Annotated in this window: 14 protein-coding genes; 5 read left to right on the top strand and 9 right to left on the bottom strand. The window is 62.5% G+C overall.

The features are described from left to right. Positions 1-366 precede the first annotated feature (366 nt). Positions 367-765: a hypothetical protein gene (locus tag ACYVDN_RS14965; protein WP_460572978.1), complete on the top strand. Its 399-nt coding sequence runs from the start codon at positions 367-369 to the stop codon at positions 763-765. Here ACYVDN_RS14965 and ACYVDN_RS14970 read toward each other — a convergent pair. Together ACYVDN_RS14970 and ACYVDN_RS14975 are read right to left on the bottom strand one after the other, a co-directional pair. Continuing rightward, complete coding sequence (locus ACYVDN_RS14970) at positions 762-3,449, bottom strand: AAA family ATPase (RefSeq protein ID WP_460572979.1); 2,688 nt, start codon at positions 3,447-3,449, stop codon at positions 762-764. The genes ACYVDN_RS14965 and ACYVDN_RS14970 overlap by 4 nt on opposite strands. A gap of 725 nt (positions 3,450-4,174) precedes the next feature. Then, the gene (locus ACYVDN_RS14975) at positions 4,175-7,453 is read right to left on the bottom strand and encodes a LamG-like jellyroll fold domain-containing protein (protein WP_460572980.1); all 3,279 of its coding nucleotides are present in this window, start codon (positions 7,451-7,453) and stop codon (positions 4,175-4,177) included. 638 nt (positions 7,454-8,091) lie between these two features. Here ACYVDN_RS14975 and ACYVDN_RS14980 point away from each other — a divergent pair. The 3 genes from ACYVDN_RS14980 (at position 8,092) to ACYVDN_RS14990 (ending at position 12,107) form a co-directional block, all read left to right on the top strand. After that, on the top strand, positions 8,092-9,102 hold the full coding sequence (locus ACYVDN_RS14980; RefSeq protein ID WP_460572981.1) for a LacI family DNA-binding transcriptional regulator: 1,011 nt from the start codon (positions 8,092-8,094) through the stop codon (positions 9,100-9,102). 401 nt (positions 9,103-9,503) lie between these two features. Further along, positions 9,504-10,322 carry a carbohydrate ABC transporter permease gene (locus tag ACYVDN_RS14985; protein WP_460572982.1) on the top strand — a complete coding sequence of 273 codons (819 nt, stop codon included), beginning with the start codon at positions 9,504-9,506 and terminating at the stop codon, positions 10,320-10,322. Between the two features lie 9 nt (positions 10,323-10,331). Further along, complete coding sequence (locus tag ACYVDN_RS14990; RefSeq protein ID WP_460572983.1) at positions 10,332-12,107, top strand: amylo-alpha-1,6-glucosidase; 1,776 nt, start codon at positions 10,332-10,334, stop codon at positions 12,105-12,107. A 364-nt stretch (positions 12,108-12,471) separates the two neighbouring features. Here ACYVDN_RS14990 and ACYVDN_RS14995 read toward each other — a convergent pair whose 3' ends face one another. From ACYVDN_RS14995 to ACYVDN_RS15025, 7 genes are all read right to left on the bottom strand, one after another. Next, the gene (locus ACYVDN_RS14995) at positions 12,472-13,491 is read right to left on the bottom strand and encodes an aldo/keto reductase (protein ID WP_460572984.1); all 1,020 of its coding nucleotides are present in this window, start codon (positions 13,489-13,491) and stop codon (positions 12,472-12,474) included. After that, the gene (locus tag ACYVDN_RS15000) at positions 13,488-14,543 is read right to left on the bottom strand and encodes an NAD-dependent epimerase/dehydratase family protein (RefSeq protein WP_460572985.1); all 1,056 of its coding nucleotides are present in this window, start codon (positions 14,541-14,543) and stop codon (positions 13,488-13,490) included. Before ACYVDN_RS15000 ends, ACYVDN_RS14995 begins: the two co-directional genes overlap by 4 nt. Continuing rightward, the gene (locus tag ACYVDN_RS15005; RefSeq protein ID WP_460572986.1) at positions 14,501-15,466 is read right to left on the bottom strand and encodes a glycoside hydrolase family protein; all 966 of its coding nucleotides are present in this window, start codon (positions 15,464-15,466) and stop codon (positions 14,501-14,503) included. Before ACYVDN_RS15005 ends, ACYVDN_RS15000 begins: the two co-directional genes overlap by 43 nt. Positions 15,467-15,531: 65 nt before the next feature. Then, entirely contained in the window at positions 15,532-16,233 is a 702-nt protein-coding gene (locus ACYVDN_RS15010; protein ID WP_460572987.1) for a hypothetical protein, read from the bottom strand. Continuing rightward, positions 16,230-17,147, bottom strand: coding sequence for a carbohydrate ABC transporter permease (locus ACYVDN_RS15015; RefSeq protein WP_460572988.1), 918 nt, complete (start codon positions 17,145-17,147; stop codon positions 16,230-16,232). Before ACYVDN_RS15015 ends, ACYVDN_RS15010 begins: the two co-directional genes overlap by 4 nt. Then, the gene (locus ACYVDN_RS15020; protein ID WP_460572989.1) at positions 17,144-18,076 is read right to left on the bottom strand and encodes a carbohydrate ABC transporter permease; all 933 of its coding nucleotides are present in this window, start codon (positions 18,074-18,076) and stop codon (positions 17,144-17,146) included. The genes ACYVDN_RS15015 and ACYVDN_RS15020 overlap by 4 nt, the downstream gene beginning before the upstream one ends. Before the next feature lie 7 nt (positions 18,077-18,083). Next, positions 18,084-19,427 carry an extracellular solute-binding protein gene (locus tag ACYVDN_RS15025; protein WP_460572990.1) on the bottom strand — a complete coding sequence of 448 codons (1,344 nt, stop codon included), beginning with the start codon at positions 19,425-19,427 and terminating at the stop codon, positions 18,084-18,086. A gap of 137 nt (positions 19,428-19,564) precedes the next feature. Between ACYVDN_RS15025 and ACYVDN_RS15030 the strand changes: the two genes are divergently transcribed. Beyond that, positions 19,565-20,584, top strand: a complete 1,020-nt coding sequence (locus ACYVDN_RS15030) for a LacI family DNA-binding transcriptional regulator (RefSeq protein ID WP_460572991.1) — start codon at positions 19,565-19,567, stop codon at positions 20,582-20,584. Positions 20,585-20,712 lie beyond the last annotated feature (128 nt).

Genomic DNA, 20,712 nt, shown 5'->3' on the forward strand with positions numbered 1-20,712 from the left:
ACTCGTGGATGGTCACCATATGCGGCAAGCCCCATTTCGAGGCTGGGCAATCCGCTTGGGATGGTCCTGATATCGAAGTGGGGTCGGCGCTCGGACTCAATTCTGATGGGAAGAGGAGACTACCAGCGCGACCCTTCGCCGCGGTCTACAGTCACAGGTCGGGTGCCACGATCGAGCAGGTCTAATTCCAGACGGGGTGACGCGCCGCGATCGGAAGGCGGCGTCGTCGCATTGAGACTGCCATCTTTGACCAACGTCAACGTCCGGCTGGGCTCGCGCCGGAATCGAAGAGCCTGTAGAGATCTATCACAGCACCGCATGCGGGCCGCGGGAGCACGTGTCGCTCCCATGGGGGATGATTCTTCCGTGATTGGCGAACGCCCAGCCCCGCGACGCGACGGTGTCTCCGACAGTGAGGCGGTTGCGCTGTGCCGTCAGTGGATGGTGTATCTCGGCGAGACTGACGCGGTGGAGGCCGTCGGTCGTGTGGCTTCAGTCTGTGATCTTTTCAGTTCGCACTATGTCGCGTTGGTAGACAACAAGCAAGGGAACATCGGGCTCCCACTGGTCGAGAGGGGCATGGCCTTGGCTTCGGCTGATGGTCGACGCTGCGTGATCTTTCACTCTGGCGGTTGCCTTCCGAATGCGGGCCGGGCCGCGGATCAGGCCGGGATCGCGGTCATCATGTTCGATCCAGAGAACGGCGACATCGAAGCCACGAATCAGACGGCGGTCCCCGTCTGTCGCGGCTACCACCTTCCCTAGATGTGGGGTCCATCTCGTCGTACTGCAGGCGCGGTCACCAACGAGCCGGCCTGGTGCGAGGAGGCCGCCCTGCTCAGCTCGACCCTTGCTGCTTCCCGCGATGCATCCATCGTGGCTTCAACGCTGCCGCGTCGGAGCATGTCGACGAGTTCGGTCTTCGCGGCGCGTGTCGTTGGTGTCGTGAGGATGACATTGTTGTCGCGTCGGCCACGGGTCAGTCCGACATAGAGACCGGCAGCGTCGACGCCGGGGCCGACCAGTGATCTATCGGTGGTTTCGCCCTGAGCCCCGTAGACGGTGGAGGCGTAACCCAGGTGGAGGTGGTGCGCTGCGTAGCCGGGGTCGATCCTGCGCACCTGGGTGGAGTCGGTTGTTGAAGCGAGCACGATGGCATCGCCGGTGATCTGCGCGATGACCCAGTTCTGTCTGTTCTCGACGCCCGTTCTCGAATCATTGCGGCGAGTCTGGACGAAATCACCTTCCAGCAGCAACTGTCCGTCCTGGCCGGCCGCTGTCCGGTCGGTGCGCAGCGAGCCGTCCTGGATGCGACGGCTCTGGATGGCCTCGCTGACCTGCTGCGCCTCGGCATGCGTGGCGGTGACGAGCGAGATGGTCTCGTGACGGTTCGCCGCCTGGACCCAAGCGTCGACCATCGCACGCTGAGCCTCCAACGTGCTGGAAACCAGTTGGACGTGTCCCGACTCGATGAGATCTTCGGCGACCTTCTCGCGTTCATCTGCGCCCCGGGCCCTTCGCAGTCTGCGTGTGAACTCGGCCCAGGAAGCGTCCTTGAACCGATGAATATCGACAAGCTCAACACGGCCAGCACTATTGCGCCGGATGAGTTCCATGGCGCCTGAGTGGCCAACAGGAAGGGCTTGGTTCGGGTCGCCGACCGCGATGAGACCTGCCCCTGTCTCGCGGACAAGCGCGACAAGTGCGTTCGCCGCATCCAGCTCGAGCATCCCCGCCTCATCGACCACAATGCGGTCTTCAACGCGTACAACATGGTGACTAGGCCCGATGTACGGCTGCGCTGTCGCCGGATCGATCTCGCCAACGGACAGTCGGATCCAATTCGTCCGCCCTGCTTTGTCTTCAGGCCAACGCCATCCGTAGTCGTGGAGAAGCTGATGAAGCGAAGATGAGTCAGCGCCAGTCTCACGCCCGGCTACGCTCGCGGCCTTCTTCGTCGGAGCGACGAGCACCATGCGCCGGCCTTGCAGCCGCAACGCGGCCGCGGCCACTTTCAACATCGTGGTCTTCCCCGTGCCGGCGGCCCCAATGATCGTCGCGATCCCATGGCTACCGGCGATAGTGGCCGCGCCGGCAACCTGACCCTCGTCCAGCTGCTTGTCTGGGTCGAGCACGCCGGCGAGCTTGGTGATGTCCTCAAAGGAAGCTTCGACGCCATCGGCGGGGACGACCTCAAGTTGCCGCGCAAGCGAGTTCTTCGCGATCGCGGTCTGCGTGGCCACGAGATGCTTCACGTGGTTGGGGACGCCGTCCTCGTCGAGGAGCTGGACCGTGTGCGCGGCCACCGCCTGCTCGACGAGCTCGGCAATAACCGCATCAAGAGGTGCTCGATCGCTGACAATACCGGCGGTCGCCAACGCACGGAGAACGCCGGCGCGGACATCGAAAACACTGAAACGGCCACCAGTTCCCGTGGACCGGTCATCCGCATCCACGACTGCTCGCGCGGCCACCAAATCCAGATCAACGTCCGCCAACGCAACACCGCTCCGTGCGACCGCCGGCCGGACGACCGCCGCGGCGTCGACTGTATGGATCTCATCGCGGACAATGGCCGCCCAACTGTCCTCATCCAATTCGCGGGGTTTGTTCGGACGGCCGGTGGCCCACGCCCACCGGTCAATCTGGGTCAATACATCTCGTGATGCTTCCTCACCGGGATGCTGGGAGCGCCACCATTCCAACCGTTCGGCACGGTTCTGTTCGATCTGAGCCGACCGCTTCGACAACGGCCGCACCAAATGTGCGAGCTGCTCGACCTCTCCGTCCGCGTTCAATGTGAACCCCTTGGCCGCCAGCGCATCAAGCCACGCAGGATCAGTCCGTGCGGCCAGATCACCCTCGGCATTCACGACGTTCTGGAACCGCAATGCCACCCGCGTGTCCAGATTCGACCACCGGCCATCCCTGCCCTGCACCTTCACGCTCAGCCACAGATGACGGTGCTTATGCGGGTCCAACGACCTGGACCGTTCATGCTTCAACTCAACGACCTCAACCCTCGCGAGATCCTCACGGATCAGCCCACCGGCACCGCGCCTAGCGTTGAGCTCGGTTTGCCAGAGGTGGATGATGCGATCCCGTACCCGGTCCTGCAGATCCTCATACGCCGCATTCAACTCAGGGTCCAACAGGGCGGCGATGGAGAACGACTTCGGGGCGTTCACCGTCGCATCCAACACCAGATCCGCCACCGGAGACTCCAAGTCACGGCCCCGCCGTTCACCGGTGAGCGGATCGACACCATCCACCCACGCCCGCAGCTGCTGCCGGGTCAACAGATCATCACGGATCGACCCGTTCTCACAGATGTACCGGGTCATCGCCGCATCCGCGTAGTCGGCTGCGGCGATCACCCCAGCAGCATCTTTCGCGGTCAGTGTCGCGTCACAGACCCCGCCGAAGGCATACGCGACCGCTTGCTTCACTCCCTGCGAAGCAAGCCCACGCTTCCACCGTGCAACACCCCCACGCACCCCACCAGAGTACGCCTCTCACTGCAAAGTGCCTGCGTGCATTGCCAAAATCTATTCCAATACCACGTCCCTTCATCTGACCGACCTGTGTCCTTCGTGTCAGTTGGCCCTGTCGCAATCCTCAGTCCGATCAACCTCATCGGCAGTCCGGTCCGTCGTGTCCTAGCTGACTCCCTTCCGAGGAACGCTTCGTCCGAAGGGGAGTACCGAGAGCTTCGAGCTCGCGTTGCAGTTGGAGCACCCTTGCACGTGTCTGGAGGGCAAAGTCAGCTAGCGAGAATCTGGGGAGGCGGCGGATACGACCGCCGCGAAGGCGCTCCTCATCGTGCCGCAACGTGTTTGTCCCGGTTCATGGTCAGCGGATCGGGAATGGAACGTGGCGGCCAATAATCGTTGGCACAGACAAGTTGGGAGCGATATGGGCTAGCCGCTCCGCCTGGCGTGGAAGTCCCGTACCGTTTTCGTGTCGAGCTCCGCGGCAGGAGCTACCGTGGCGTGTTGGTGCGATAGCAGGGAAGGGTGCGAACGAGCCAGAGACAGGGGTTCATTCGCTCGGCGGCCGTCGTTGATCGGCGTTCAGCCTCGACCATGCGGCGGGGCAATATCTGAAGAACGGACTACAAATAGACGTCAGTTCGGGGTGGGCGAGTGGCGCCCACCCCGAACCAGGTGTGGTGCTAGCCGGTGACCTTGACGGTCAGGGGGTCGCTGGTAGTCGTGCCCGCAGCGTTCGTGAAGCCGACGGTGTAGGTGTAAGTACCTGCCGCCATTCCGCTCACCTGCAGTGTCGCTGTTTGAGCGTTCGGTGTGTCGGACTTCAGGGTGCCTTGACCGACGGCAACTCCGTCCTTGTAGAACGTGTAGGAGGTGGCGTTGGTTCCCCACCACAGGTTGGCTGTGATGGTGTAGGAACTCGCCCCGCTCTTCGCGTTGGAACTCAGGACCGGTTTTGCGGGGTTGGCCTGGGTCACTTTGACAGTGTCGTTGCCCGTAGCCGTTGTCCCCTTGCTGTTGATGAGTTCACCGCTGTACACGTAGGTGCCATTGATATTGCCACTGACAGGTACCGTGACGGTCTGCGCGCCCACTCCGTTGAATGTGAGCTTCTTCGTCGCGATCGGTTTGCCGTTCTCGTACAGCTTGAAGACCGAGCCCGTTTCACCCCACCACAGGTTCATCGTTACGTTGTAGGAACCGTCCTGAAGCCCTGTGTCCCATCCGTTGTCGTCCGAGAGCACAGCCTTGCCGGGGGCACTGGACGCGCCGTCCGGGATGGTGACCGAATTGGTCTGCGCCGAGTCGGGGCTTACGCCGGCCAGGTTCACGGCTTTTACCGTGAATGTGGCTGTATCCCCGGGCCAGACTCCCGTTATCTGCGCCGTCGTCGCGTCAGCACCTACGGTAGCCACGGGGTCCGATACGCCGACGCGGTACACCTTGTATCCGGTGATCGCGGTGCCGCCGTTGGATCCTGGCGCCGACCACGTGACGTCGATTGACGTTGCGTCCTTGTCGAGGGCTGCGGCTGCTGTCGGTGCTCCAGGAGCGGTGACAGCGTGCAGCGTCCAGAAGTGGTCGGCGGTGGCCGCGTCAGTGCTATCCGTTGTCGTGGTCTGCGTGCCGTTGACAATGGTGCCGTTCTGGCCCGTACCGGAGGAGTCGACCACAGTCGCGCCGCCGCCGGACTCATCGAACGCGTAGTGGACGACGTCCCCGGCTCCGGCCTGTCCCGAAGCCAGCGTCTGCACGTCAGTCGCGGACAGGGCTCGGTCGTAGATGTTGAAGTCGTCGACCGTAGCGTTCAGGGCAGGATCGCCGCCGTACTGAGACTTGCCGATGTAGTTGTTGGCGCTCGCCCCGAATGACGAAGGGCTGGCAGTCATGTTCGACTTCGTGCCGACAGCATTCCCATTGACATACAACGTCCCCGTCCCATTGGCAACGGTTACCGTGACAAGTGACCACTGGTTGAGTGGCAGGGTGTTGGTGGCGTTGATCTGCTGCTCACCGCCGGCGCCGCTTGTCGTGATCGCGTAGCGAAGTCCGCTTCCCGCCGTGAGCGTAAGGAACATGTATGCGTTGGTGCCCGTGCCGATGTCGAACACACGCGACCAGGTCGCGTTGCTTGCCGGGTTGACCCAAGCCGACACTGTGTAGTCCCCGGTCAGCGACTTCACGACGCCCGTGGGCATCTTCACATAGGCGTTGGTGCCACAGAACGACAGAGCCGTGCCGATCTTGCCAGGCTGCCTCGCACCAGCCGCCGTGCATGCGATGGTCGGGCTTCCGTCCGTCCATTGCTCCACCTGGGCCCCATCAGCCTTACTCATCCCGTCCACGGCGAGCACTAGGCCGGTGCCGTAGTTCGCGAAGCGGTAGTTGCCGTTGCCGTCAGGGATCGGCTGCCACAGGTGATCGTCGGTTCCCGCATCGTCACTCCACTCCACTACCGGTGCACCGTTGGTAGTCGATTGGTTCTGGATGCCAAGGTCCAGACCGCTTTCAGCATTCTGGATCTTGTAGAGGCCACTGCCAGCGTCCACCAGCTTCCACGTCTGTGTCGTGCTGCCGGCCGCCGTGGCCTGATTCACCAGAGTCCCCGAGGAGGACGAATCACCAGCAGTATCCAGGGCGAGTCCGCTGTTGACGTTGGTGATCGTGTAGATGCCCGCCAGGGTCGACTGCGTAGACGTGGCCGGTGTGACGACGATGTGGTACCCGTAGTCGGGATTCATCACAATGGGCACGTTGATCGATCCATCAGCTCCGACCTTGTACGTCACATTCGAGATCGTCGTCGGCCCTGCCACCGCTGTGGTGCGCCCGTGCGACGGCGTGTACTCGAGCTTCACATTCACCGCGCTGCCCAAGCTCGTCTTGTCCAGCCCGGCGATGTTGATCGTGGTCGCTCCGGTGGAACCACCTGTGATGACGTCCAGTTCCTTCTTGTCACTGGTGATAGAAGCCGCGGCGTCAAACGTCCCAGTCGTCGATGGTGGCGTGGAGGTGACCATGTCGCCGCTCATGTCCGCATACCAGGTGTATAGCCAGTACGCACCATTCGGCTTCCCGCCTTGGCCGGTAAGGAGGTCGCCGAGTGCTCCGGACTGGTTCCAGAACGCGAGTTCCGCATTCTGTACGCCAAGCCTCTCGAACTTCGCGAGATATCCCACCAACTGACCGGGGATACCCACCTGTGCCGGCGCGGCATATTCTTCGATGTCGATCGGGAGCGGGCCAATGCCCAGCGCCTTCTCATACCCCTCGACCTTGGCGATATCGCTGACGATCTTGCCCGAGTTCTCTAGCTCATGCCACGCCAGGATGTCCGGCACCGTATTGGTTGCCACTGCGTTCTGCAGGAAGTTCTGCATGTCATTGATGTTGTCCGACTCGCTCGGTCCTTGGATCGGCGTCGTCGGGTCCAAGCGCCGTACCTCGTTGTAGGTCTTCGTCCAGAAGTCCTCGAAAGTCCCGTTCTGGGACAGCCACGTATTGTCGGGCTCATTCCACAGCGCGTACGCCGCGAGATTCGTGATACCGGAAGCCTTTACCTGAGCTATCTGCTGGTCGACGACGTTGAACCAGTTGGCCCAGCTGAACTGGTATGGCCATCCTGGGTAGTAGTCCGAGAGCCGGTCGACGACCTTCGCGCCCGCCTTCTCCGCTTCCGGGTCCACTTGCAGGATGTCGCCGGTCGGCTGTTGAGTGCCCCCGGCAGGCTTCAGGACGAACTCGCTCGGCTTGATCGGCTCGACGAGTGAATCCGATGGAGTCGTCGCCGTTGCAAGGCCATAGAGAGAGCCGCTAGCGACATGGGTGACGGCGCGGAACGGCTCGTCTGCATGCACCGTGAGCGTGTTCGATGCGCTGGGCGCCGCTTGCGCCGGAACGGCGACAAACGAAAGCCCGGCCGCTGCCAGCACCGTCGCGCCCAGGGCTGCGCATGCCTTCAACGTGCGGCGCCCCTTGGCTCGCAAACGTGCATGAGAGCGTATCTGGTCGCCATCGGTCGCGGACCCGCCAGGTCGCGCACGGCCCAACCAAAGCGGATCCGGCCTTGATTTTTCTTGAGACATCATTGATCTCCGTTGTCTGGAACGCACCGTGCAGGGGGCACGGCACATGATTCAGGGAGTCACTTGAAGGGTCTTCATCGATGACACCTTCGCGTGACCATGACCATGCGTCGGACGTGCGCGCTTGGCGGACATTCGCTGTCGGCCGGAGGGCAGGATCCTCGACATTCCGTGCAGTCAGGTGCGTGAGCACGTGGCTCACTTCAGCGACGGCACACGGCTGGGCGACGGCGAAATCGTGTCTCGCGGAGGTCGCCTTCGCGGGTGCCTGAGGTGCACGCTAGCCGCTCCTCAAGCAGCCGTCAAGCGTCGAGGTGATGCGCTTCGACACCACCGGTTCACGAGTGCGATGATTCGGCGGACATTCCGCACCTCCCCGGAAATGCTGAAATTACAGGGGTGATCCGATGCCTGTTGCGATCCGGTCCTGTATGTGCATACACTCTCGTCGACGCGCTTCGACTATGCGCTTCGACTATGCACATTGACCAAGCGCTTCGATGAGGAGGTTCCCCGTGGTGACCAGCGCGGACGTTGCACGGCTCGCCGGTGTTTCGATGAGCACGGTGTCGTATGCGCTCTCGGGGAAACGACCTATCTCACAAGAGACCCGAGATCGGATTGAGAAAGCGATCGCCGAGCTTGGTTTTGCGCCGAACGCCGGTGCTCGAGCGTTGGCGTCGTCTCAGACTCATGTGCTTGGTCTGTTCGTGCAGTTCTTGCCCGACGAGTTCTCGCCGGCCATGTTGCAGTACGTGTTGCCGATCACCGATGCGGCACGTTCGGCGGGTTACGACACTCTCTTCGTCACGGAGGCTGATGGCCCGCACGCGCTGCAACGCATCGCGCAGTCGAACATGGTAGACGGGGTCGTGTTGTTGAACGTCGCCCACGAGGACATCAGATTGCCTGTGCTGCGCAGCATCCGTCAGCCCGGAGCGATGGTGGGTCTGCCGCGTAGTCCGGAGGGTTTCGACGTGTTCGACCTCGACTTCGCTGAGTCGGCGCGGATGCTCGTTGACCACCTCGCCGCGTTGGGTCACCGGGAGGTTATCCTCGTGACTCCGAATGAGCACGTGTATGAGCGTGGTTATGCGTATGCCTGGCGGTTCCGTGACGCCGCACTTGAGCGGGCGTCACGTCACGGCGTCCGGGTCTTCTCCTACCCTGGCCAGACCCAACAGCCCGGGCTGAATGAGCAGCTCCATCGCATTCTGGACGAGCGCCCCGAGGCGACCGCGGTGATCGTGCACAACGATGCCGCGATCGCAGCGCTCCCGTCGGTGCTGCACTCTCGTGGGTTGCGGGTGCCCGATGATCTCTCGGTCGTGGGCATCTATTCCGAAGACTTCGGCCGACTCTTCTCGCTGCCTTACACAGCGGTCGAGTCGTCGCCGGACACCTTGGGCCGCAGCGCGGTCCAAGCTCTGGTCGATCGTTTGGCCGAGCCTGAGGCCCATCTGGACCACGTGCTCGGACTCGTCGCACCGGAGATCACCGACCGAGGCAGCACCCGAGCTGTCTGACGGTCATCACGGCGTGCGCACGGACCAACGCCGCCCTGCAAGTCACATTTCAGAGAGGAAATATCGTGGACAAGATCCGCAAAGTCCGTGCCGTCGGCGCGACCATTCTGGCCGCTGGCCTGGCTGTGGCCGCCCTTGCTGGGTGCAGTAGTTCATCGAGCGGTGCTTCGACGGCGAAAGCAGGGGGCACCTACACCTTCTGGGACCCCTACCCGCAATACGACAACTCTTCGGCGTGGGCGAAGTTGGTCGAGAAGTGCGGTACCGAGAGCGGTGTCACCGTTCAGCGCACCGGCTACGACACGACCGCATTGTCGAGTAAGGCGCTGTTGGCCGGGCATCGTCATCGCAGTCATCTTCGGTGTCGTGTATGCGCGGCTCCAGCGCAGATTGGAGATCTGATGACCCACCGCCGCTCCTGGTGGCAGACGGCTACCGGCATCGTCCTCACCGCGATCATGCTCTTCCCGGTCTACTGGATGATCAACGTGTCGCTTACAAGGACCGAGAACATGCGGAAGAGTCCGCCGAATCTCATCCCCATCGACGGCACCTTGAAGGGCTACACCGTCGTACTGCAACAGCAGCTGCCCTACCTGGGCACGAGCCTTCTCATCGGGCTCGGCACTGTGCTCTTGACGTTGGTGATCTCGGCGCCCGCCGCGTACTCTCTCGCGAAGCTGCGGCCTCGCGGCCGAGGCACGCTGAACTTCGTGCTGCTGATCGCGCAGATGATCCCGGCGATCATCATGTCGATCGGGTTCTACGCCATCTACATCAAGCTCGGGCTACTGGGAAACGTGGTCGGCCTGATCATCGCCGACTCGACGATCGCCGTACCGTTCGGCGTGCTGATCTTCTCCGCATTCATGGCGGGAATTCCAGAAGAGCTGCTGCAAGCGGCCCGAATCGACGGAGCCGGCGCGTGGCGCACCTTCCGCTCCGTAGTACTCCCTGTAAGCCGTAACTCGATCGTCACGGTCTCGCTGTTCAGCTTCCTATGGGCGTGGTCGGACTTCCTGTTCGCCAACACCCTCGACGGCGGAGGAGCGCTGCAGCCCATCACTCTCGGCATCTACGCCTACATCGGCAACAACAACCAGGAGTGGAACGCGATCATGGCCACCGCCGTCGTGGCATCCATTCCTGCCGCGGTCCTCCTCGTGATCGCACAGAAGTACGTCGCTGCCGGCGTCACCGCCGGCGCCGTCAAGGACTGAAAGGCATCCATGACCTCCTTCGACCAGACCGCCGAGCGACAAGGCACGGCACCCGGCACAGATGTGGGCGACGAACCTACCTTCGACGTTCGGTCGATCCCGTTCAGCCGCCGGGGCTCCTGGCTCAACCTGTCGCCCGTTGTCGCTCTGCACCGCATCGAACCCGACATCCATGTGGTCTCCCACCTCACGGGAATGCACGCCGTGCTCCGCCTCACCCCACGGCACGGCGCTGCGCCCGCGGAGACTGTCGTCACTGCCACGCCGTCTACGCTGCGATGGCAGAGCGCGAGGGGCATGGTCGAGGCGGTCTTCGAAACCGTCGATCGTGTCCGCTTCCGTGGTCGAGGCCTCGGTATGCGGTTCGCAGAGGCCTCGACCGAGCTCACTCCGTTTACGGGGACATACCTCTTCACCGACCCTGTAGACGGGTCACCCGTCTACACCTCATACGAAACTGGCCGCCGATACCGCATAACAGCTCTTGAGGGCGACCTTATCGTCACGGGATCGGAAGCCCTCGGGGCCGCGGATCGCTGGGTCGAGACAAGTGGTGAGAGTTGGGAGGTCGTCGTCGAGGAGTACGAGACCTCACGCGTGCCCTACCTTGCGGGGTTCGCCTTCGATCAAAGTCGCGAGGTCGTCGTCGCCGAGTTCGACGCGTTTTTGGACCAAGTGGCGCCGTGGCGTACACCCGCCATGACCGCGACCGTTGCCGCCGTGTACGTGCTGTGGTCCGCCACCGTGCGGCCCGCTGGGTTCCTCGGTCGCGAGGGGGTGCTGATGTCCAAGCATTGGATGGACAAGGTCTGGAGCTGGGATCACTGCTTCAACGCCCTCGCCCTCGCCGGCGGCGCCCCACGTCTCGCCCTTGACCAGTTCATGCTGCCCTTCGACCACCAGACGGAGTCGGGTGCCCTGCCCGATTCTCTTACTCATTCGGAGGTGCTTTACAACTATGTCAAGCCGCCGATCCACGGCTGGGCGTTCGCACACTTGCGCGCCGCGCTCGCAGATGACATTTTGCAGCCCGAACTAGATGAGATCTACCGACGGCTCTCCGCGTGGAGCTCGTTCTGGCTCGACTCACGACGCGTGATCGGACACGCTCTGCCGCACTATCAGCACGGCAATGACAGCGGATGGGACAACGCCACTACCTTCGACCACGATCGGGTGATCGAGTCGCCGGACCTGGCCGCCTTCCTTCTCATCCAACTCCGCGTCCTCTCTTCCCTCGCACACGAACTCGCCGATCAGCATTCGGAGCGCGCGGATGCCTTACACGCGGAGGGGCAACACTGGTCGGCGGCGGCGAGCGAGGTCGCCGCCGGACTTGACGCTCTCTGGCGAGATGACGGCTACGTCGCGGTTGCGCCGTTCACTGGCCGAGAAGCCAAACGACGGAGCCTGCTCACCCTCCTGCCCATCGTGCTCGGCGAATCCCTGGACGACGCAGTGTCGGCGACACTAGCCAATGGCATTAGCGGTCACCTCACCACACACGGCGTCGCCACTGAACCAGTCGAGTCAGAAGACTACGAACCCGACGGTTATTGGCGAGGACCCATCTGGGCGCCCTCCACAGTGCTTGTCGAGGATGGGCTGCGACGCGCCGGCCACATCGAACTCGCCGATGCCGTGAGAACACGATTCCTACGACTCTGCGAGGAATCCGGCTTCGCCGAGAACTTCGATGCCATCACAGGTGAAGGACTGCGCGACCGCGCCTACACCTGGACGGCATCCGCCTACCTCCTCTTCGCCAAGGCCGCAACGAAGTAGGAATCTGACCGGTGGACCCCGGAATCCGTGCCCGGGGTCCACCGTCTAGGAATCCGTCATGCTCGGTCGGCGCAGATCAGGGCTCGCGCGGCGGAGCCAACGCGCGACCCTCTCGCGGCGTGTGTATCTACACACGCCGTCTTCAGTTGAGCAAGCGCCCTGTTTGGGATGACGCGTAGCGCTGACCTAAAGCCATTCGCCCCCCGTCTGTGACGAGCAGTTTCCTCGTCGTGACTTGCTGAAACGACATGCGCCGTCCGCGGACTTGGCGGTTGCGCCGCTAGGCGGGCTCGCTGGAGCCGCTGAACGCCCAGGGAAACCAGACCGGAAAAGACCTTCCCACCGCCGACGGACTGCCTGGAGGCTAGATGGTCCTCTGGCGCTGCTCGATTCCAGGGTGGCCGTAGGGGTAGTCAGAGGCTTCTGGATCGCTGGCCTGATCAAGCATTGTTCGATGCTCCTCCGCGAGTAATGAGTCGTCGGCAGACAGGTTTTCCTGCACTTGGGCAACGGTTCGCGCGCCGAGGATGATGGAGGTTACCTGATGTTGTGATGCGAGCCAGGCCAGGGCGACTTGCGCCGTGGTCGCGCCGGTCTGCTTCGCAATGGATTTGAGTGCCTTGAGCACTTCCCGGGTACGACGCAGCTGGTTGCGGCGATGCCAGGCCTCCATCCCGTCGCCGTCGGGATTGTCGCCCAAACGCGTCGATTTGGGTGGTGCCATCTCGAGGGAGTACTTCCCTGATAGCCAGCCGCCACCGAGCGGAGACCAAGGAAGGACGCCGAGACCGTTGTGCGCACACGCGGGCAGGATCTCCCATTCGACCTCCCGGACGAGAAGGTTGTACTGGGGTTGCATCGAGATCAGCGGAAAGCGACCGCGCGCAAGATCAGCTGCGGCCTGGATCTGCCAGCCCGTGAAGTTCGAAAGTCCTGCGTAGCTGACTTTGCCTGCGGCGATCGCGTCGTCGAGGAAGCCGAGGCTTTCCTCGAGGGGAGTGAGCGGGTCCCACGCGTGCAACTGGTACAGGTCGATGTGGTCAACATTGAGCCTGTGGAGGGATGCGTCGAGCGCGCGTGCGAGGTGGCGGCGTGAGAGGCCGGCGTCCCGGGGGTCGACGCCGACAGGGAAGCGTCCCTTGGACGCGAGAAAGACCCGGGATTTGTCGAGGGGTTCGAGACCGTGGAGCCAGCGACCGATGATGCTTTCGGCCGCACCGTCGTTGTAGACGTCCGCAGTCTCGATGAGGGTGCCGCCAACACTGAGGAAGAGGTCGAGCTGCTTGCGCGCTTCGTCTTCGTCAGTGACCGACCCGAATGTCATCGTGCCGAGCGCCTTGTCCGAGACGACAGCGCCAGAGTTTCCCAGAGTGGCGTACTTCATCTGCTTGCCTCCGTTGGGATTCTGAGGCTGCGCGGCCGGTACGCGATCGCCAGTGCGTCCATCGCCTGGTCGATTGATGGATCGATGGCCTTGCGTCCGGGGTCTGCGTCATGCCAGTTGATGATTTCCTGTGCTGCGCTGGTGAAGTCCGTGCATCGGCCCGCGAAGGCGGGTACTAGCTCTTTGATCTTGGTGTTGTCGAAGATCATGGATTGGGATTTGTCGCCTAGCAATGCTGCTCCCCATTCGGGATGGGCGGCGGCGATGGCGTCGGATGCGACGTGGATGAAGTCGGGTTCGACGCCTGCTGCGTTTGCGATGGATGCGTAGATGTGGTTCCAGGTCATCGGATCGTCGGAGGTGATGTGGAACGTTTCGCCGATCGCCCGAGGGTTGCCGAGGAGGCCAGTGAAGCCGACAGCGAAGTCGCGGCTATGGGTCATCGTCCAAAGTGATGTGCCGTCGCCGGGGATGATGATGGGCTGGCCTCGGCGCATGCGGTCGACCACGGTCCACCCGCCGTCGAACGGAACCATGGTGTGGTCGTAGGTGTGCGACGGGCGAACCACGGTCACGGGGAAGCCGGTACTGGCAAGGCTGGCAAGAGCGGTTTCACATTCGATCTTCGCTCGCGAGTAGGCCCAGTAGGGGTTGCTGAGCGGGGTGCGCTCGGTGATCGGTAGACGTTCGGGCGGTGTCTGGTAGGCGGACGCGGAGCTGATGAAGACGTATTGCCTGGTCTTGTCAGCGAAGAGTCTGTGATCGCGGTAGACGTGTTCTGGTTCGAAGACGAGCCAGTCGATGACGACGTCGTAATACGTGCCGGCGATGAGGCGTGCAATCGACTCCTCGTCGGCGATGTCTCCTTCGAGGGCCCTGACGCCGTCGGGGATGGGTCGGCCCTTTGCACGGGTGATGATGTCGACATTCATGCCGGCGGCAACGGCTTGCTGTGCGCACCATCGGCTGATGATGCCGGTGCCGCCGATAAAGAGGACGTTGAGTGCAGTCATGCTGGCTCGCTCACGGTTAGGTGCCCGGTTTCGGACCACGAAAGGGGGAGGGGATCGGAGATGGTGCCGTGGAAGGTGCCGTCGGGGTGGGTCGCCTCGAATGCGATCAAGACGGCCTGACCGTTCGGTGCAGTCGCGACGTGCCCGCAGTAGTACGTCTCGGCCACGAGGAGATAGGCCGTGGACGCGTCGATCGCCTCCAGCCCGTTTTCGAGGTTGATGGCCCAGATGCCGCCCTGGTCGCTGTCGGAGAGACGTTTCCCGGCGAGCTGGTGCGAGAAGCACGAGAAGAGGAGAACCTTGCGGCCCTCAATCGTGGCGATGTTGGGGACTTCGAGATGGAAAAAGCCCGCGCCGGGAGAGGTGAGAGGTTCGTGCACGGTCCAGGCGGCAAGGTCAGCGGAGGTGGCGTGCGCGATAACGCCTCGATCGAGCGGGTCGTGGCCGCTGTTCGCTCGGGCGGTGACCAGCATGTGCCATTGCCCGTCCGAAGGGTCCTTGAATACCCAGGGGTCGCGCCATGCCTCTCCGTGCTGGGCGCTGGTTTCGCGGGTCTCGTACCAGCGGGGATCTGCCGATATCCGAGGCGCGGACTGCTTCTGCCATGTCGCGAGATCGGTGGTCGTTGCGGTTCCAATGGTCTGGATGCTGATGCCGGCCGCCGGGTCGGGAAAGACGCTGCCGGTGTAGAACAGTGTCCAGCCGTGGCCGTCAGCGACGACGCTGCCTGTCCAGGTCGCACCGGCGTCGAAGTCGTCGGGTTCGCCCGGCGTGATGACGGGTGCGACCTCTTCCCAGTGAGTGAGGTCTTGGGACACCGCATGCCCGATCTGCGCTTGGCGGTGCCTTCGCTCGGGATCGACGGGGTTGCGGGGTGCATGGAGGAAGAAGAGATGGTATTCGCCCCGGTCTGTGGTGAGCCAGGAGTCCCACACCCATCGATCGGCAAGGTTGAGAGACATCGGTGGTCCTATCTGCCTGCGAGATGCAGGCGTCGATGGTTCATGTCCGGCTCCTGGCGCAGCGGTCAGGCTGAGTGCGAGAGGCCGGTTCGCCTGGGCACTATTCCGATCGCGCTGGCGGAGGTCCACACCGCGGCGTAACTGACGGCGGCCACAGGCACTGGCACGAGCAGGAGAAAGGACGCGGAGATCGATGTAGCTGCCCAGAACCCGAGGCCCATCACGGCCACGACGGCGACGACCGGTATCGGCCTTCGAGCCACGATGTGGAGCGCGTAGAGGAACAGGGCCATTCCGCGGAGGTTTTTGTTACTGATGCCCAGGGTGAGCGACGCGATTGCGCCCAGGAGGGTGAGCGCGAACACCGTGGAGGAGACGATCAGAGGGGCGAGTGTGATCACGGCCCGATCCACGATCCACCACTGGAGCGCCAGCAATCCGACCGCTGCGCTGAGCGCGGGTGCCGCCCAGGTTCCCATACCCAGAAGCGCGTATCGGCGAAAATACCGCAGAAGGGAGGTGGGCCGAACGTGGCATCCGAGGGCGATGTCGTTCATCTGTGCCTGCAGCACGGCGAAGAGTGGACCGACGATCACTGCCCAGGCTATGCAGGCTAAAGGCGTGATACCGGGGGTAAGTAGCTCGGTGATTATCGCCGCCGCCGAAACCGCACTGCCGGTAATGAGTAGCAGCGGCAGATTCCACCAGATGGCGCGCAGCATCTGGATGACCGGGTTCGTCGCTTCCGCCGGGTGTGTGGTACTCATCCGCGGATCCCGCTTGAGGCGACGCTGGCGACAAACTGTCGCTGGAAGACAAGAAACAGCACCAGCACTGGCACGACGACCATCGTCACCGCGGCGAAGACGACGACGACAGGGCCGGGGGCGGCGCCTCCTTGTAGCGAGACCAGGCCGAGCGGGAGGGTCATATTCTGTTGGCTGCTGATGAAGATCAACGGATTGAAGTAGTCGTTCCACGAGAGTTGGAAAAGGATGATGATCACCGCGGAGATGGCGGGTCCTGAAAGCGGGACGATCATGCGGAACAAGATCCACAGGTGACCGGCGCCATCGATGCGTGCTGCCTCGTCTAGTTCGCGCGGGATGGTGTTGAAGTATTGCCGCAGGAAGAAGATGGCGAACACGTTGATGAGCGCGGGGAGGATGAGCGCGGCGAGCGTGTCGACTAGGTGCAGGTTGCGCATGATGATGAACACGGGGATCACTGTGAGCTGCACGGGGACCATGAGCGCAGAGAGCAGGGCGATGAAGATGAACTCACGACCGCGGAACGGGAGGCGCGAGAACGCGTAGGCGGCCAGGATCGAGGTCAGCAACGCGCCGGCGGTGCTCAGAGTTGCCACGATGACGCTGTTGGCAGCCATCTGCCCGAATGGCACGAGGGGGAAGACTTGAGCGAAGTTGTTGAGGGTGAAGGGGATGGGGATCCAGTTCGGTGGAAGCTGGAATGCGAACTTAGCCTCAGTCAGGCTTTGCGAGATCAACCACACGATGGGCGAGAACATGACGATGCCCATGATGAGTAGGACGATGTCGAGAACGAGGGATCCAGTGCGCAGCGACCGTCGTCGTCGCCGCTTGGAAGCCGAGGATCGGACGTCATCCTGGGCGCCACCGCCAGATGCGGTCGGACGAGCGCTGAGGTGATTCGCGGTCATTGCTGGTAGACCCATCTGCGAGACGCCCAGAACTGCAGCGCCGTGACGGCCATGACGATCACGAAGACGAGGATCGCGATGGCTGACGCGTAACCGACGTTGAATGACTGAAACGCGGACTGGTAGAGATACTGAACGATTGACAGCGTCTTATTGCTGGGGCCACCCTGAGTGATGATCTGCATTGGGTCAAAGATCTGGAACGCCTGGATGAACGTGATGACAGTTGCAAAGAAGATCGTCGGTGACATGAGCGGCAGGGTCACGTTGAAGAATGTTCGCACTGGTCCCGCGCCATCGGTGTGTGCGGCTTCGATCAGTTCGCCCGGCACGGTCTGTAGGCCAGCCAGCAGGATGATCAATGTGTAGCCGATCGTGTGCCAGAAGTCGACACCGATGATCGCCGGAAGCGCCCAGTGCGGGTCAGTGAAGAACGCGGGAGTCTGAATGCCGATGAACTTCAGGTAGTAGGCGAAGTAACCGAAGGTCGGATCCAGCACGTACTTCCAAAGCAGCGCCACCGCGGCCCAGGAGATGAGCAGTGGGAAGAACAGCGTCGTCTTCACGAAGTAGGAGAGCGCCCGGTTCATGGCACGGTTGAGGGCGAGCGCGAGGAGGAGCCCGACTCCGACATGGAGGACGACTGAGGAGATCGCGAAGATGAACGTGTTGCCGAGAGACTGTAGGAGAACACTGTCGCTGAAGAGCTTTGCGAAATTGGTCAACCCTGCCGGTTCAGCTGGGGTGAGTAGATCCCAACTGAAGAAGGACAAGGCGATCGCGGCGATAAACGGACCGACGATAAAGGTCAGGAACAGGACACCGGCCGGGCTGATGAACGCGTAACCCAGCCAAGCTGGCTGCCGGTACCCCCGTGGTCGCCCCACATTGCGAGCGGCCACGGGGGTCTTTGAAATGGAGCTTGTCATCGCTGGATCAGAGAAGTCCGCTGATCGTCTTGTCCAGCTGTGCCAGGCCGGCGGATGCGGAGACGCCACCCTGCAGGATCTGCAGCCAGGTTTGCTGCACTGCGGTCTGGGACAGCGCGCCCTTGGCAATACCGGGGACGGCCGTGGCGTACTCGACGGAGGGGGCGAAGAGCTCGACGCCCTTGGGCGCTCCCTCCGTGAATGCTGAGCTGTTGGCGATGGATTCGCGAGCGGGCACGTTGGTGCCGCCGAGCTTCAGCAACGCGAGCGCCGCTTCCTTCGTGGTCAGGTACTGGACGAATTCCCACGCGGCGTCCTTGTTGGTAGACGAGGTGAGAATCGGGTAGTTGTCCCACCCGATCGGCGAGCCGTTCTGAGTCTTCTTCGGCCACTTCACAATCTGTACTTTGTCGGTGATGCCGACTGCCTTCACGTCCGTTGTGCCGGACCTCGAGGCCGGGTAGCAGGCTATCTTGCCCTGTGCGAGGAGCGTGGGCTGATCGTAGGTGCCGCCCGGGTTGGGTGCGTATCCAGCGTCATGCATCATCTTGCAGTACTCCGCCGCCTCGATCGCGGCAGGCGAATTGATGATCGATTTCGTCTGGTCCTCATTCAGGATGCCAGCGCCGTTGGTCAGGAGCCACGGCATGATCTCCTGGAACTGGTTGGGTAGGAATGGGGCGATGTATGCGCCCGTCTTCGCCTTGATCTTTTCCGCGGCAGCGGTGAAGTCGTCCCAGGTCCAATCGTCAGTGCCTGGAAGCTCGACGCCTGCGGCCTTGAACACATCGGTGTTGCAGTAGAGCAGGTTCGTGTTGTACCCGCCAGGCATGTAGTAGTTCGTTCCGCCCGGGTTCCCGAACTTGTCACTGAGTGCCTTCAGTGCCGGGTTCATGTCCTTGTAGTACTCGTCGATCGCTTTCTTGTTCTTGTCGATGTAGCTGTCCAGGTCTACGACGAGCTTCTTCGACCGGAAGATCCCGACGCCTTCGGTGGCGATGTCGATGACATCCGGTGCGGAGCCTCCGGCGATGCGGGTGGCGACAGTATTGGCGAAACCAGCCCAGCTGTCGGACGACACTCCCTCAGCTTTGAAGTTGATCTTGGGGTGCGCTTTCACGAATGGGGCGTACTGCTGCTCGACCGCTTTGTTGAGTGTCGCGCTCCCGAAGTACAGGTAGCTGAGGTTGCCGGACGCAGGGCCCGAGCCACCCCCACCACCGCTGGTGCAGGCGGCCAGTGCTCCAACTCCGGCGGTGGCCGCTGCGAACTGCAGGAAACGCCGACGGCTGACGCCGCTCGACGGGATCCTCGAGAACGTAGAACCTACGGTGCTGTGAGGTGATTCCACGGTGAATCCCTTCTTCGATCTGTCTTTGATCTATCGATCAGCGGGGGTGCATAATCGATTTAGCAAAATATGAACACATCGCCGGTGGCGTGTCAAGATGCTCCCAGGACTCGTGATGTTGCTCGGAGGGAGCGTGGATGGAGAAGCGAGTGACTCTGGCCGACGTGGCTCGACGTGCCGGGGTGTCGTCCGCGTCTGCGTCGCTGGCGTTGAACGGCGTCAGTGCTCGATTGGCCGAGGATACGCGCGCGCGCGTTCGTGAGGCTGCCCGAGAACTTGGCTACCGACCGAACATCGCCGCGCAGAGTCTGCGGACCGACCGGACTCACACGGTCGCGTTCGTCTCGGACTTCGTCGCGACCACTCGGTTCGCGAGCAGGCTAATCCGTGGCGCGATGAAGGCGGCTGATGAGCGGGGGATGGTGCTACTGGTCGTCGAGACGGAGGGGGAGTCGACGCGGGAGGAACGGGCGGTGCACACCGTTCTGGATCGCGCAGTCGACGGGATCATCATCGCGGCGATGACAGCTCGCGAGGTGCAGATTCCGGACTTCCCAGATTCGGTTCACGTTGTGCTGCTAAACGCGACAAACCCCCGATATCCACAGTCGATCTTGCCGGATGACTTCCGTGGCGGCGAGACAGCCGTTCGCCTGCTGACGGAGGTTGGTCACCGTCGAATCGCGCTCGTGGGATACGACCATGCGACAGGGATCGGAGGCTCGCCGTCACTGTCGCTTCGCCGCCGGCTCGCAGGCATTGACGCGCAGATGGCTCGAGATGGGGCAGAGTTCGTGGTTCAGGGAGGAAGCGAAGAGTGGGAGCCCCAAGAGGGCTACCGGATCGTGCGGACGCAACTCGAGGAATGCGTTCCTGACGCATTTCTCTGTCTCAACGATCGACTTGCGTTCGGGGCGTATCAGGCGATTCAGCAGAGAGGTCTAAGCATCCCCGATGATGTCTCGGTAGTCAGTTTCGATGACGACGAGATCGCCAGTTATGTCTTGCCAGGCTTGACCTCGATCGCGCTGCCCCACGAGGAGATGGGGCGACTCGCTCTCGAGCGCCTTGTCACCGAGCAGTCACCAACTGAGGTGCTGGTTCCTATGCCGGCCGTCGTACGCCAATCCATCGGGCCACGTCGGATCACGAGATGAAACCTCAATTGCGGCTTCGCTCCACGCGGCAACGCGTGAGGAATGCTACGACGAACACGACCGCGCCAGCGTCCTCGGGACAGATATAGCGCTTCGCGCGCATTGAGCATATCGACGTTCCGCCGCTG

The organism is Humibacter soli (genome assembly GCF_054779035.1).

Bases quoted from the DNA above. Each gene is read 5' to 3' on its own strand.
- ACYVDN_RS15005 (WP_460572986.1), bottom strand. From the start codon at position 15,466: ATGTCTCTCAACCTTGCCGATCGATGGGTGTGGGACTCCTGGCTCACC.
- ACYVDN_RS15030 (WP_460572991.1), top strand. From the start codon at position 19,565: ATGGAGAAGCGAGTGACTCTGGCCGACGTGGCTCGACGTGCCGGGGTG.
- ACYVDN_RS14995 (WP_460572984.1), bottom strand. From the start codon at position 13,491: ATGAAGTACGCCACTCTGGGAAACTCTGGCGCTGTCGTCTCGGACAAG.
- ACYVDN_RS15020 (WP_460572989.1), bottom strand. From the start codon at position 18,076: ATGACAAGCTCCATTTCAAAGACCCCCGTGGCCGCTCGCAATGTGGGG.
- ACYVDN_RS15010 (WP_460572987.1), bottom strand. From the start codon at position 16,233: ATGAGTACCACACACCCGGCGGAAGCGACGAACCCGGTCATCCAGATG.
- ACYVDN_RS14990 (WP_460572983.1), top strand. From the start codon at position 10,332: ATGACCTCCTTCGACCAGACCGCCGAGCGACAAGGCACGGCACCCGGC.
- ACYVDN_RS15015 (WP_460572988.1), bottom strand. From the start codon at position 17,147: ATGACCGCGAATCACCTCAGCGCTCGTCCGACCGCATCTGGCGGTGGC.
- ACYVDN_RS14985 (WP_460572982.1), top strand. From the start codon at position 9,504: ATGACCCACCGCCGCTCCTGGTGGCAGACGGCTACCGGCATCGTCCTC.